Origin of the sequence: Catenuloplanes nepalensis (genome assembly GCF_030811575.1) — a bacterium.
Classification (GTDB): Bacteria; Actinomycetota; Actinomycetes; order Mycobacteriales; family Micromonosporaceae; genus Catenuloplanes; species Catenuloplanes nepalensis.
This window is the reverse complement of record NZ_JAUSRA010000001.1, coordinates 6,082,792-6,095,316: the sequence shown is the minus strand read 5'-3', so window position 1 is coordinate 6,095,316 and position 12,525 is coordinate 6,082,792. Positions and strand designations below refer to the sequence as shown.

General features: G+C 71.9%; 16 protein-coding genes. 3 read left to right on the top strand and 13 right to left on the bottom strand.

Annotated elements, in window-relative coordinates; all coding sequences use genetic code 11:
- Positions 1–4 precede the first annotated feature (4 nt).
- Entirely contained in the window at positions 5–2,146 is a 2,142-nt protein-coding gene (locus J2S43_RS26095; protein WP_306833562.1) for an ATP-binding protein, read from the bottom strand.
- Between the two features lie 322 nt (positions 2,147–2,468).
- On the opposite strand from J2S43_RS26095, the gene J2S43_RS26090 reads away from it, so the two are divergent.
- The gene (locus J2S43_RS26090) at positions 2,469–2,960 is read left to right on the top strand and encodes a hypothetical protein (RefSeq protein WP_306833561.1); all 492 of its coding nucleotides are present in this window, start codon (positions 2,469–2,471) and stop codon (positions 2,958–2,960) included.
- Between the two features lie 46 nt (positions 2,961–3,006).
- Here the strand turns inward: J2S43_RS26090 and J2S43_RS26085 are convergent, their stop codons facing one another.
- The 4 genes from J2S43_RS26085 to J2S43_RS26070 form a co-directional block, all read right to left on the bottom strand.
- On the bottom strand, positions 3,007–3,228 hold the full coding sequence (locus J2S43_RS26085) for a hypothetical protein (protein ID WP_306833559.1): 222 nt from the start codon (positions 3,226–3,228) through the stop codon (positions 3,007–3,009).
- Positions 3,229–3,304: 76 nt separating this feature from the next.
- The gene (locus tag J2S43_RS26080; protein ID WP_306833557.1) at positions 3,305–4,039 is read right to left on the bottom strand and encodes an SAM-dependent methyltransferase; all 735 of its coding nucleotides are present in this window, start codon (positions 4,037–4,039) and stop codon (positions 3,305–3,307) included.
- Between the two features lie 263 nt (positions 4,040–4,302).
- Positions 4,303–4,821, bottom strand: a complete 519-nt coding sequence (locus tag J2S43_RS26075) for a hypothetical protein (protein WP_306833555.1) — start codon at positions 4,819–4,821, stop codon at positions 4,303–4,305.
- A 117-nt stretch (positions 4,822–4,938) separates the two neighbouring features.
- Positions 4,939–5,313 carry an ACT domain-containing protein gene (locus J2S43_RS26070; protein WP_306833553.1) on the bottom strand — a complete coding sequence of 125 codons (375 nt, stop codon included), beginning with the start codon at positions 5,311–5,313 and terminating at the stop codon, positions 4,939–4,941.
- 128 nt (positions 5,314–5,441) lie between these two features.
- Between J2S43_RS26070 and argG the strand changes: the two genes are divergently transcribed.
- The gene (gene argG, locus J2S43_RS26065; protein WP_306833551.1) at positions 5,442–6,881 is read left to right on the top strand and encodes an argininosuccinate synthase; all 1,440 of its coding nucleotides are present in this window, start codon (positions 5,442–5,444) and stop codon (positions 6,879–6,881) included.
- Between the two features lie 117 nt (positions 6,882–6,998).
- On the opposite strand, the gene J2S43_RS26060 is transcribed toward argG, so the two are convergent.
- Positions 6,999–7,604: a hypothetical protein gene (locus tag J2S43_RS26060; protein WP_306833549.1), complete on the bottom strand. Its 606-nt coding sequence runs from the start codon at positions 7,602–7,604 to the stop codon at positions 6,999–7,001.
- Positions 7,594–7,797 carry a hypothetical protein gene (locus J2S43_RS26055; RefSeq protein WP_306833548.1) on the bottom strand — a complete coding sequence of 68 codons (204 nt, stop codon included), beginning with the start codon at positions 7,795–7,797 and terminating at the stop codon, positions 7,594–7,596. The genes J2S43_RS26060 and J2S43_RS26055 overlap by 11 nt, the downstream gene beginning before the upstream one ends.
- A 409-nt stretch (positions 7,798–8,206) precedes the next feature.
- On the opposite strand from J2S43_RS26055, the gene J2S43_RS26050 reads away from it, so the two are divergent.
- Positions 8,207–9,529, top strand: a complete 1,323-nt coding sequence (locus J2S43_RS26050; protein ID WP_306833546.1) for a DHA2 family efflux MFS transporter permease subunit — start codon at positions 8,207–8,209, stop codon at positions 9,527–9,529.
- A 153-nt stretch (positions 9,530–9,682) separates the two neighbouring features.
- On the opposite strand, the gene J2S43_RS26045 is transcribed toward J2S43_RS26050, so the two are convergent.
- From J2S43_RS26045 to J2S43_RS26020, 6 genes are all read right to left on the bottom strand, one after another.
- Positions 9,683–9,928, bottom strand: a complete 246-nt coding sequence (locus tag J2S43_RS26045) for a hypothetical protein (protein ID WP_306833544.1) — start codon at positions 9,926–9,928, stop codon at positions 9,683–9,685.
- On the bottom strand, positions 9,918–10,379 hold the full coding sequence (locus J2S43_RS26040; RefSeq protein WP_306833542.1) for a hypothetical protein: 462 nt from the start codon (positions 10,377–10,379) through the stop codon (positions 9,918–9,920). The genes J2S43_RS26045 and J2S43_RS26040 overlap by 11 nt, the downstream gene beginning before the upstream one ends.
- A gap of 20 nt (positions 10,380–10,399) precedes the next feature.
- Positions 10,400–11,161 carry a metallophosphoesterase gene (locus J2S43_RS26035; RefSeq protein WP_306833541.1) on the bottom strand — a complete coding sequence of 254 codons (762 nt, stop codon included), beginning with the start codon at positions 11,159–11,161 and terminating at the stop codon, positions 10,400–10,402.
- Between the two features lie 66 nt (positions 11,162–11,227).
- A complete protein-coding gene (locus J2S43_RS26030) occupies positions 11,228–11,623 on the bottom strand; it encodes a hypothetical protein (RefSeq protein WP_306833539.1) in 396 nt (131 codons plus the stop codon).
- A 44-nt stretch (positions 11,624–11,667) separates the two neighbouring features.
- Positions 11,668–11,919: a DUF3817 domain-containing protein gene (locus J2S43_RS26025; RefSeq protein ID WP_306833536.1), complete on the bottom strand. Its 252-nt coding sequence runs from the start codon at positions 11,917–11,919 to the stop codon at positions 11,668–11,670.
- The gene (locus J2S43_RS26020) at positions 11,916–12,479 is read right to left on the bottom strand and encodes a hypothetical protein (RefSeq protein WP_306833534.1); all 564 of its coding nucleotides are present in this window, start codon (positions 12,477–12,479) and stop codon (positions 11,916–11,918) included. Before J2S43_RS26020 ends, J2S43_RS26025 begins: the two co-directional genes overlap by 4 nt.
- Positions 12,480–12,525: the final 46 nt, after the last annotated feature.

Below are 12,525 nucleotides of genomic sequence, written 5' to 3'. Positions count from 1 at the left end.
CCCGCTATTCCTCACCCAGCCAGAGGCGGTCGCAGAGCGTCGCCAGGCCGACCGTGAGGTGCCGGCGGTAGGTGCTGAACGGCAGTCCCAGGCGGCGCGCCGCCGCCTCCTGCGTCGGCGCGCCACTCAGGAACGTGGTGGTCAGCACGCGGTGCTGCTTCGCGGTCCGGCCGTACCGGCCGAGCGCCTCCACCGCCGTGGCGAGCGTGCGGCGCAGCGTCTCGACCGGGTCGTCCGCGTCCCGAACCAGGCCGGTGTGCAGCAGCGGGCTCTCCGCCAGTCGCTCCGGCCGGCGCCAGGCGCGTAGCGCGGACCGGACCTCGGCGTCGAACTCGGCCCGGGTCAGCACGGTCAGGCCGGTGTCCGCCCGCGGGGGCAGCTCCTCGACCGGGCGCCGCGAGTTCGCGGCCAGCCACTCCGCGGGCGGGGCGGCCCGCCAGTCGTGCGCGAACAGGTGCCGTTCCCGGCCGCCGCTGGTCGCGGTCAGCCCGGTGCCCGGCATGTCGAAGTAGCGCAGCGCGCCGGTCCACGGCGCCGGGTCGCCGGTCGCCAGGAACGTCCACGCCGGATGGTCGCGCCGGACCACCCGGCCGAGCACCCGGTAGACCGCGAGGTCCTGCACGGCGGCGGCCCGGCGGCGCTCCAGCGGGTCGGCCAGGCGCTCGCCGGCCGGGCGCTGGGCCGCCGGCGTGCCCACGGCCGGGCGGGCCACGAACCGCAGCACGTCCAGCTCCTCGCCGGCCGTGATCGGCGCGGCCGTGTGCGTGAACGCCCACGCGGCCGCCAGCACCGGGTCGTGCCCGCACTCGGCCAGGTCCTCCACGCCGAGCCGGAGCAGCGCGGAGAAGCCGATCAGCTCGCCGCGCCCGGCCCGCGGCTCCAGCGGGTGGAACGGCCCGACGCGCGCGGTGTCCAGCAGCGCGATCGGGGCCTCCCGCCGGTACGCGCGGAACGCGGCCGGCTGGCGTGCGAACCAGAACGCCACCATCTCCGGCTCGTCGCTGAGCGCGAGCAGCGCGGGCAGCTCGGCCGGGTCGACCGCGTCCTCGTACACGCCGCCGGTCGTCGGTCCCGCGGCCGAGTCCTCCGGAGCGCCGGTCGGCATGCCGAGGATCGCGTCGTAGAACGCGGTCGCGCCGAACCGGCGGTGCAGGTAGCCGAGCATCACCATGGCCGGCATGACCGCGTCGCCGGCCGCGACCCGGGCGCGCTCGAACAGGTAGTCGCGGATCCGGTCGTGCAGCGCGCGGTGACCGTCCGGGTCGCGCCGGGCCAGTTGCGCGTCCACGGAGTAGCGGACCGCGCCGTTCGGGACCAGGCCGAACGGCGACGCGTGCATGAAGGACTGGGTGCGCAGCCACTCGAACATCGCGGAGGCCTCGTCGCCGACCACCGCGCGCAACAGATCCTCGGTGATCACCACGGACTGCGCGGCGGCCTGCAGCGCGCGCCGGTGGACGGCGGACGGGAACGGTCCGGCCAGCGCCTCGACCACCCGGTCCAGCAGCTCCTGGGCCGGCACCCAGCCGTCACCGTCCTTGATGGAGACCTGCGCGGTGCGGGCGGCGAGCGCGAGCGCGGACGGGTTCCCGCCGGCGAACGCGATCATCTCCCGGCGCAGGTGCGGTGCGACGCCGAAGCGGTGCAGCAGCGAGCTGGAGTCCATCCGGCTGAGCGGGCCGAGCGGCAGCGGGCGGATCGCCTGGAACCAGCCCGGGTCCGCGCTCCACCGGGTGACCGGCGACCGGCGCGCGGCCAGCACCACGCGCGCGTCGATCGGCAGCCGGGGCAGCAGCCGGTCGCAGAGCCACGTCTCCAGCGCGGGGATCCGGTCCGCGTCGTCGACCAGCACCACGGGCGCGCCCGGCCCGGCCGCGTCCGCGCGCTCCTCGTCACCGTCCCGCCCGTCGACCCGCAGCACGGTCCGGCCGGCCGCGCGCGCCTCGTCGGCGAACCGGGCCAGCAGCGCGGTCTTGCCGATCCCGGCCGGGCCCTCGACCACCAGCAGCGCGTGTGGGCTGTCCGGCCGGAGCAGCTCGCCGAACGCCGCGATCTCCGGCTGCCGGCCCAGGAACGACGCCCGGTGCGCCGGGCGCGCCGCGACGGAACGGATCGGGAGGGGCCTCAACGATCTCACGGCACTCACTCGACTCACCGTAGAGTGACCGGCCATCGGGTTCAATCTACCGAAAGTCATACCCGGGGTGACGGAAAACCTCCGCTTCGGATACCCACGGTCATAATCCCCGGTCGGGGCCGTCACGTTTCGTGCACCCGGTGGCGCCCGGCCGTCCGAAAGGGACGAAGACAACATCATGACAGCGCGTTGTGCGCCCGGCCCGCCCGGCAGCCCGCGCTGGTCGCGTTGAACGAGGTCAGCCGCTTGTGATCTCGGCCTCACCCGGATCGGCACCTTGACAAACGCGCGCAACATCAGGTGTAGCCGGGGTGCCGTATCCTCCGGAGCCATGCAAGAGACAGCCCGCTTAGCTGGGTTCTTCGCAGCGCACGGCATCTGGAGCGTGTCCGCCGGCGACAAGCTCGTCCCGTTGATGGGTTACGAGCAGGCCGACGGCGACCGCGCCATGGCACGGTTCGCCGACGAGGACCCGGGCATCTCGGTCCTGACCGGCCAGGAGGCGCTCGAGTCCAACGAGTTCGCGGCCACGCGCGCCGCGCTCGTCGTCGAGGGGTTCATCCACCTCGCCGCCACGCCGCGCATCGACGCGCTGATCGTGCGCGCCGTCTCCTACTTCCCGGAGCGGAGCGCCATGGCGGTGGCCATCCCGTACCGTCCGAACACCGACAGAGACGGATTCGCCGTGCATCGCCCGAGGTTCCTCGGCTTCGACAACGTCGGGCGCGAGGAGTTCCTCAAGATCGCTGACGCCTTCCGCGAGGGCGTCCACTCCCACGAGGAGGCCGCCGAGGTCTGGAACGCGGCTCTCGTCCCGTTGTGAAGAACGCGCCCGAGGGGGTACGTCCCGTACCCCCTCGGGCTCGGTCCTACTTGGCGTCGAGCAGGTCGACGATCGCCGCGGAGGCACGGAAGTACTTGTTCCGGCCGAGCTCACCGATCGTCTTGATGCCCAGGGCGTCGCGCAGGTACTTCGCGCCGTTCTCGCTGATGCCGGCGAGGGCCGCGACCGGCGCGGCCGCGATCTCCTCGAGGCTCTTGTCCTGGTACTCCTTGTCGACGATCTTGCTCAGATCACCGGTGATGGCCATGGATCCTCCAGGGTTTCCCACAATGGAACGGCGCAGACGCTAGCAGACCGATCTTGACGGTTCGCCGCCGTGGTTTCTATCGCCGCAGAAGGGCGAAGACACCCCAGCCGAGGTACGGACGCTGCCACCGCACATGCTGCAGTTGCGACCGGGTCAGCTCGGACCGGATCTCCGGCGCCAGCTCGTCGTCCGGGTTCGCGTCCAGCCAGCGCCGCATGCTCAGCCAGCTCGCCGCCGCGTAGCGGTCCCAGCCGCGCTCGTCCGCCGCGACCAGCTCGACCACGTCGTAACCCAGCTCGTGGAACCGCTCGACCTGGCCCGGCAGGGACAGGCAGTCCGCGCCGAAGAGCGCCTCGACCGCTTCCGGTGGCGGGTCGGCCCGCCAGTACACGTCGCCGACCAGCAGCATCCCGCCCAGCTTCAGGCTCGACTCCATCAGCCGGACCGTGCCCGGCGTGTCCCCGCCGATCCAGGTCGCGCCGATGCACGCGACCACGTCGGCCGGTTCCGCCGCGACGTACGCGCCGGCGTCGCCGTGCAGGAACGTGACGCGGTCCGCGACCCCCAGATCGGCGGCCCGCGCGCGGGCGTCGGCCAGGAACGCGGTGCTGATGTCCACGCCGGTGCCGGTGATGCCGTGCTCCCGGGCCCAGGTGCAGAGCAGCTCGCCCTTGCCGCAGGCCAGATCCAGCAGCGTGCCGCCGGCCGGCAGCCGCAGCGCGGCCCCCAGCGTCGCCAGCTGCGCCGACTCGATCGGGTTCAGGACCCGATGACTACTCTCTCGGATGACGAAGTGCTTCGGCAGATCCACAGGCGTATGTCCTCACGTCTCGGTTGGCTGTCCGCGTTCCTGAGCCGAAACCGACGACGGTCATGGGTCACCACACTCCCGGATCGAGATTTCCCCGCAGGCTAACGCCGGCACCCCGTACCCGCGAGAGATTTTCAGACGTCGCTCATCCGCCACTCACCCGGCATCGCGCCGCGCAGCCCGTCGATCGCCGCGGGCATGACGCCTCCTCGTGTCGTACCGAATATGGCACCAGTCTGGTGGCGTCGCGGGCGGCGTGTGGGTCAGCGGGAGCGGATGGGCTCGTCGATGACGAGGCCGCGTTCGACGATGAAGTCCTCGAGGGTTTGTTCCTGTTCGGGGGTGAGGGGCTCGCGGGGGACGTCGAAGGAGCGGCCGCCCTCCTCGGCGCGGAAGAAGTAGGCGTGGGGGATGCGCAGGGCGTAGTGGATGCCGGCCCAGTTCCAGGTGGTGCTGCCGATCGGGGTGGTGGACTCCAGGGCCTCGTCGGTGATCAGCCACTCGCGGGGGGTGCACCAGGAGGCGGGCACGGTCAGCTCGTCCCGCCAGCGGTCGTGGGCCTGGATGCAGAGCCCGACCGCGATCAGGACCAGCGCGAGCCCGGCCAGCGCCAGCTCGTCGGTGACGCCGGGGGACAGCAGGGCGGTGAGGCTCCCCGCGGTCCCGGCCGCGAACAGCAGCACGGCGCCGAGCAGGCTCGGTGCCGCCGCGGCGCGGCCCGCCGCCGTTCGCTGCTCGCGGAAGTACTCCCGGGGACGCGCGTACGTGAACTCGATTCGCACCGGTTGATCGTAGGGTGTTGCCGCGACGGACACTGTGGAGGCCATGGGCCTGTCGCGACGTGCCGCCGATTCCGCCGGTGCCGATCATCACGATCCGCGTCAGTCGTGAGCCGCGCGTCACGATCGCCGGGCCGTCCACGCGGCCGACACCCGTGCGCCGGCCTCGGCGTCGTCGACCAGCAGGATCAGGTTGCCGTCGTGATCGCTGTAGAGCACCTCGATCTGGACGCCCGCGTCGGCCATCCGCCGGGTGAGCGCGCCGACCTGGCCGGGTGTGTCCTGGTCGAGGCGCTGCATCAGCGGCGTGCGGACCGCGGTGATCCGGCCCGGGCCGAGCGCCGCCGCGGCCGCGTCCGGGTCCGCGACCAGGAAGTGCGCGACCGGGCCGAACGCGCCGCCGCCCTCGATGCTCACGCCGGCCCGGCCGAAGGCCTCGCCGATCTCGGCCAGTGCGTCGAGGCGGTCGCCCAGGTCGATGGTCAGGTCGTACATGTCAGCCCGCTTCCTGTTGGTGAGAATCCCGCTGAGGCTATGGCGCCAATGGTTGGGTTACGCGCGGAACATCGCTGGCTCGGCATCCCAGTTGCATGATCATGCGTGTGTCTGCATATACTTCCAGCGTGTCCAAGGTGCTTACGTCATTGCCCGCCGGCGAACGTGTCGGCATCGCCTTCTCCGGTGGTCTCGACACCTCCGTAGCGGTCGCGTGGATGCGCGAGAAGGGCGCGGTGCCCTGCACGTACACCGCTGACATCGGTCAGTACGACGAGCCCGACATCGCGTCCGTCCCGGGCCGCGCCGGTCAGTACGGTGCGGAGATCGCCCGCCTGGTCGACTGCCGCGCCGCGCTGGTCGAGGAGGGCCTGGCCGCGCTCGCCTGCGGCGCCTTCCACATCCGCAGCGGCGGCCGGGCCTACTTCAACACCACGCCGCTGGGCCGTGCCGTGACCGGCACCATGCTGGTCCGCGCGATGCTCGACGACGGCGTCCAGATCTGGGGCGACGGCTCGACGTTCAAGGGCAACGACATCGAGCGCTTCTACCGGTACGGCCTGCTCGCCAACCCGTCGCTGCGCATCTACAAGCCGTGGCTGGACGCCGCGTTCGTCGACGAGCTCGGCGGCCGGCACGAGATGTCCGAGTGGCTGCAGGCCCGTGACCTGCCGTACCGGCACAGCACCGAGAAGGCGTACTCCACCGACGCGAACATCTGGGGCGCGACCCACGAGGCCAAGTCGCTGGAGCACCTGGACGTCGGCCTGGAGCTGGTCGAGCCGATCATGGGCGTCAAGTTCTGGGACCCGTCCGTGGAGATCCTGCCCGAGGACGTGACGATCCGCTTCGAGCAGGGCCGTCCGGTCGCGATCAACGGCAAGACGTTCGGCTCCGACGTCGACCTGGTGCTGGAGGCGAACGCGGTCGGCGGCCGGCACGGCCTCGGCATGAGCGACCAGATCGAGAACCGGATCATCGAGGCGAAGTCGCGCGGCATCTACGAGGCGCCCGGCATGGCGCTGCTGCACATCGCGTACGAGCGGCTGGTCAACGCGATCCACAACGAGGACACGCTGGCGACGTACCACTCCGAGGGCCGCAAGCTGGGCCGGCTGCTCTACGAGGGCCGCTGGCTGGACCCGCAGGCGCTGATGAGCCGCGAGTCGATCCAGCGCTGGGTCGGCGCCGCGGTCACCGGCGAGGTCACGCTCCGGCTTCGCCGCGGCGAGGACTACTCGATCATCGACACGACCGGCCCGGAGTTCAGCTACCACCCGGACAAGCTGTCCATGGAGCGCACGGAGAACGCCGCGTTCGGCCCGATCGACCGGATCGGCCAGCTCACCATGCGCAACCTCGACATCGCCGACTCGCGCGCCCGCCTCGAGCAGTACGCGCGGATCGGCATCGTCGGCGGCGCCCAGGTGATCGCGGCCCAGCCGTCCACCACCACGCTGATCGGCGCCATGCCGGCCGGCGGCGCCGAGGCGATCGCGGCCGGCCCGTCCGAGCCCGCCGAGGACCAGCTGCTCGACGCGGCCGCCATGGAGTCGGGCACGGACTGACGCTCTTTCTCTGATGTGAGCCGGTCGCGGGAATCCGTGGCCGGCTTCGTCATGTTCCGCTCTCAACCATTGGCGGGGTAGGGGGCGTTTGCCGTGCCTCGCTGCCGCAGATGGCGATCAATCCGGCGGTGCGTTTCTTCCCGTCTCCGATTCGTAGTCGTGGTGCCACGACCGATGCAGGAGATGGGGTGTTTCGCACATGTCGAGCAGGTCGCCCCAGTCCTTGCTCATCGGTTCCACGCCCAGCTCGATGAGTTCGCGAACGACTGCCTCGAATGTGACGCGTCCGGTATAGACGTGGCGCTTGCTCGACAGAACGGCATCGGAGCGGAGCTGGGCCGATCCGATATGGACGTGCGGCCTTTTCTCATGCGACAACCCGGTCGGATGCCAGTGGTAGTCAAGCACCGCGGCGCCGTCGGTCGTGCGGATCGAGTAGTCGTATCCGCAGGTGGTGACCCTGAGAGGGCCGTAGTTCTCGCGGTCGTCCTTGATCAGCATGTACTTGAGGCGAGCCCGCAGTTCGAACGGGCTCCGGCCCAAGCGGAGATAACCATCGTTCTTAAGTTGCCGTCCGACCAGTAAGAGGTTGTGCTTCTGATCAAGAATGCTTGATCCACCAGCGGAGAATTCCATGCGCGGATGGGTGGTAACACACTCCAACGCGTCCACCAGCGGTGTGGTGAACGCGTTGAAAGCTTCGTGCGGCTTGTTACCAGGCATCAGGCAGCAGCATAGCCACCTGTGTCACCTTCGGGTCGGTGTTGTCACGATAGGCGCCGGAACGCCACCCATTCGTGAACTCCTCGACGGAAATGCCGAGTAACCGCTGGCACTCGTCTTCCAGGAGAACCCGCTCTTCGTCCGGGGTCAGCTCGACCAGCTCGGTCTCGCATGCATCACGCTGCGTGATCATCTCACCACCCCCTCCGTTGGGTCAACGGTACGACACTGGTCCGACATTGCGACATGGTTCTTCCCGATAGTGTCGCCGACCTCGCGTTGCTCTGCGACCGGCGATGCGCACCTGGAGTAACGAATAACCGTCAAAACCGACATTAAAGCCGCTTTAAGCCCCATCTTCGGTGCATCTATCACTCCACAGGGTCGGCGGGTCGGGTTCGCGATAGACAGTGTCGTGTCCCCGGGCCGCGGTGGGTGACGTTCATCGAGCTTCGAGCCGGGTTGCCGTACAGCGTCCTTGTCCGTGGGAGCAACGCTGCGTAGCGTGACCGTGCGGGGTGAGCGCCGGCTCGTGGTTCGGGCGGGCCGGTTCGGGTGCGCGATAGGGGCCGGTGCGGCCCCGGCCTGCGGAGGTGCCGCCGATGCCACCACCGGACGGGCGCGTGCCGTGGGCGGTGTGGCGGGCCGCGCTGGTGGTGTCCGGTGGGGCGTTTCTGAGCACGCTGGACGCGGCCGTGGTCGGGGTGGGACTGGAGCCGCTGACACGGGAGCTGGATGCCGGGCTGGACCGGGTGCAGTGGGTCGCGACCGGATATCTGCTCGCGTTCGCGGCCGTGCTGCCGGCCTGCGGGTGGCTGATGCGGCGGCTCGGCACCGAGCGGCTCTGGCTCGGCGGGATGGTCGCTTTCCTGGTGGCGTCGGGTGGGTGTGCGCTGGCAGGGAGCGTGGAGTGGCTGATCGCGCTGCGGGTGGCGCAAGGGCTGGCCGGTGGGCTGATCCTGCCGGCCGGGCAGGCGATCATCGGGCGGATGGTGGGGCCGCTGCGGCTCGGGCGGGTGCTGGGGACGACCGGGATCGCGGTCACGCTCGGTCCGGCGCTCGGTCCGGTCGCGGGCGGGCTGTTGATCGACGCGGCCGGGTGGCGCTGGATGTTCCTGATCAACCTGCCGGTCGGGCTGCCGCTGCTCTGGGCGGCGTGGCGGATGCTGCCCCGCGTGCCGGGCGGGCGGGCGGCGGCCGGGGCGCTGGATCTGCCCGGACTGCTGCTGCTCGGGGCCGGGTTGCCGCTGCTCGTGCTCGGCGGCACGGGCGTGCCGGTGCTGCTGGGGGCGGGGCTGGCCGCGCTGGCGGTCTTCGTCCGGCTGGCGTTGCGCGGCCGGCGGCGGCCGATCCTCGACCTGACGATCTTCGCCAACCGGCGGTACGCGGCCGCGACCGTCACCGTGGCGTTCTCCGGCGCGGCGCTGTTCGGCGGTCAGATCGTGCTACCGCTCTACCTACAGCTCGGGCGCGGTGTGTCGGCGGCCGAGGCCGGGCTGCTGCTGGTTCCGGCCGGGCTCGGGACCGCGGCCGGACTGCCGATCGCGGGCCGGCTGGCCGACCGCTACGGCGCCGGGCCGGTGGCCGCAGCCGGCGCGGTGCTCACGGCCGTACCCACGGCTGCTCTCGCTCTTGATCTGACCTGGCCGCTGGTGCAGGCGCTGCTGGTGGTGCGCGGCACGGCGCTGGCCCTGGTCATGATGCCCGGTACGACCGGCGCGTTCACCGCGGTCACGGCCGCGCAGCTGCCGGACGCGACCGCACAGGTCAGCATCGTGTCCCGGGTCGCGGGTGCGGCCGCCACGGCCGGGCTCGTGATCGCGTTCGGGCACGGCGTTCCGGTCGCGTTCGTGCTGCTCGCGGCCGCCTCGCTGGGCTGCGTGCCGGCCGCGCTCCTGCTCGCGATCGAGGAGCGCCGCCGTTGAGCGGCCTCCGCCGTTGAGCTGCCTTCGCGTGTTGAGTCGCTTCCGTTTACGGAAGCGGCCGCAGCGGCCCTGCGGGGGCAGGGGGCCGCTGCGGCCGGTGAGGAAGGGTGCAATCCGGGGGAGGATCGCGTGTCCTCTGTGTATCCCAGCTGATCAGCGGGCAAACATCGGGTCGCCCGGGAGATTCCCGGTGGCCTGCCCGAGATCTCCGGGCCGCACCACCAGCGCGACCGTGCCCGCCTCCCGCCGGAGGGCCCGGTCGTGCTCCCAGCGCGCGCCGCCCACCGCACCGGCGACCAGGGCCGCGATCACCAGGACGACGGGTACGACCGGGCTCCTCCGCCGCTCGGGCTGACTCTCCCGGGCGCCGATCTCGATGATCCGTGGCTCATCCGTCATGGTGTTCGGCTCGGGCGATCTCATCGAACGCCAGGCCGAGGTAGTCCGCGAACGGCCGCGCCCGGAGCAGGCTCGCGATCAGCAGCGCGCCGTGCCGGGCCTGCGCCAGCGCCTTCGGTGGGGCGTCGTCACCCTCCGGGTCGTAGACGCCCAGCGCACCGGCCAGCAGCACCAGCACCACCTGCGGATCCACGTCGTCCTGCCAGGCCAGCGCCTCGCGCACGCAGTGTGCCAGCACCGCGCGCACGTCGTCGCTGTCCACGCCGTCCTGATGCGACTCCTCCACCAGCATGCGCACCACCGCGCCGAGCACCCGCCCGGTCCGCTCCTGGTCCTGCGCCGCGAGCGCCTCGGCCGCCGCGTCGAACGCCGCCGTGTCCCGCAGCCGCGCCGCCTCCACCGCATCCGAGGCGGGGACGGCGATGGCCCGGGCGGCGGCGGGAAGCTTCATGAGGGGAGCGTAGCCCTTCCCTAAACGAGGACCGTCGCGTTGCGCAGATAGAGCGGTGACCACTCCGGCGCGCCCCGGGTGCCGTGCCGCGGATCCACGCCGATGAACGGCATCCGCTTGATCACCGTGGTGGTGTGCCGGGCGTCCCAGTCCACCGTGGTCCGCTGCCGCAGCCGCTCCGAGCAGCGCCAACCCCTGGTGTCGAAGTCGACGATCGTGTCGTGCCCGTGCACCTGCCCGAACGGCGGGAACTCCGTCCCGGTCAGCCAGCCGTGGTAGAGGTCCGGCCCGGTCTCCGCCCACAGCGGCCCGCGCAGGCTTACCAGCAACTCGTCCGGCCGCGTGTTCAGCAGCTCCGCGGCCGTGCTCGCGGTCACCGGCTCCCCCAGCGCCCGCCACGACTCCACGGTCAGTCCCGCGTGCGTGACCAGCAGCTCCTCGCCCTGCGCGGTGCGCACCGCGGCCGCGACCCGCATGCGGTCACGGCGCCACCAGTCCGCGATCTGCCGCGCGTCCGCGTCGTCGAGCGGCTCCGGCCAGAACGGGTCGCCGATCCCGGCGTAGGGCGCCTCGTGGTTGCCGATCAGCTGGATCCACCGTTGCGGGACCTCACGCAGGCGCTCGGCGACCAGCTTGAGCACGCCCGCGCTGTCCGGCCCGCGATCCACCAGGTCACCGGCCTGGACCACGGTGATCTCCGGATCCGCCACCAGTGCGGGGAGTGCCGCGGCGAGTTGATCCGCGCAGCCACCCACATCCCCGACGATCACCACGGTCGACATCCGGCCCCTTCCGACGGCATCCGCCAAACGTAGCCGGGCGGCCCGCGCCGGAGGCGTCCGGCTGCGCTACCGGGGGACATGACCGGCGTCGGCCGTCATCCCGCGGGATGACGGCCGGAGCAGGGCCGCGCCGTCCGCGGTGAACAGGATCGCGACCGTGACCCTCCACCACGCCGGAGCCGAGATCGCCGGTGGGACCAGCGTGGCGGCCAGGTTCGTCACGGTGGCGCCGGGGCCGGGTAGGTGCGGGCGAGGTCGGGCGGGTGCGGCCCGAGGCCGGGCGGGACGATCGCGGCGGTGGCGAAGAGCGCCGCGTGCCAGCGCGGTGAGGACGGCCGCGCACGCGATCCGGCATCGCACGACATCGACGCTGGCCGCGCGGAACAGGGCCCGATCCGGGGGTACGGCGTGGCGGCCGTACCCCCGGATCCCCCGTTCCCCCCGGGAAGACTCACTGGTCATCCTGCCGTGGATATCGACAGGTGAGCATCCGGCGTCACCCGGGCTTACGGGTGCGGGAAAACCCTTAGGACCAGAAGACCACCGATCCCGGGTACGAGTGCGGAGAGCCGTCCGGCACGACCGAGGCCGGGCAGCCGGAACGCGGCGATGATCACGAAGAGGTAGGCGCAGCCGTGGACCGGGCCCATCAGGGACGCGACCGCGCCGATGTGCACGGTGGCCAGGTTGGTGAGCAGCACCAGCAGCGACAGCGCCTCGACGGCCGCGGCGACGCGCAGCAGGCGGAGCACGGTCACACCCCCGTCGTCGAGCCGGGCCGCACGATCATCAGCACCGTGACGATCGCCCACAGCAGGTTGAACATCCCGGTCGCCATCGCCAGCCGCGGAATCGCCCGCCCGCCCGGCGCCACCACCGAGCCCACAGCGCCCGCCGGCGGCGAGCCCGCAGCGCCCGCCGGCGGCGAGCCCGCGATGTCCGCAGCCATTGAGTCCGGGATGCCCGGCGTGGCCGGCTCTCCGAGGGCCGCGGTCAGCGCGGCCTGGCGGGGCAGCACGACCAGGATGAGCAGCAGGGCCGCTGCCGCGGTGAGTGCCATCGAGGTGAGCAGCCAGGCGTCGGTGAGGACGCCGAGGCTGCCGGCGGTGGCGAGGCCGAAGACCGGCACGGCTACGCCGACGACCGCGTAGACGCGGCAGATCCGGTGCAGCAGGCGGGCCCAGGAGGCCGCCTGCGGGTCCGGCGGGGCGGCGAGCGCGCGCCGCATCACGGCCGGGAACATGCTGGCCGCCACCGTGATCGGCCCGATCGCGATGATCGCTGCCAGCACGTGCACGGCGAGGAGGAACTTCGTCACCGCGACGACGGTAAGCGCTGCCACGGCCGACCGGCAGAGGCGAAAA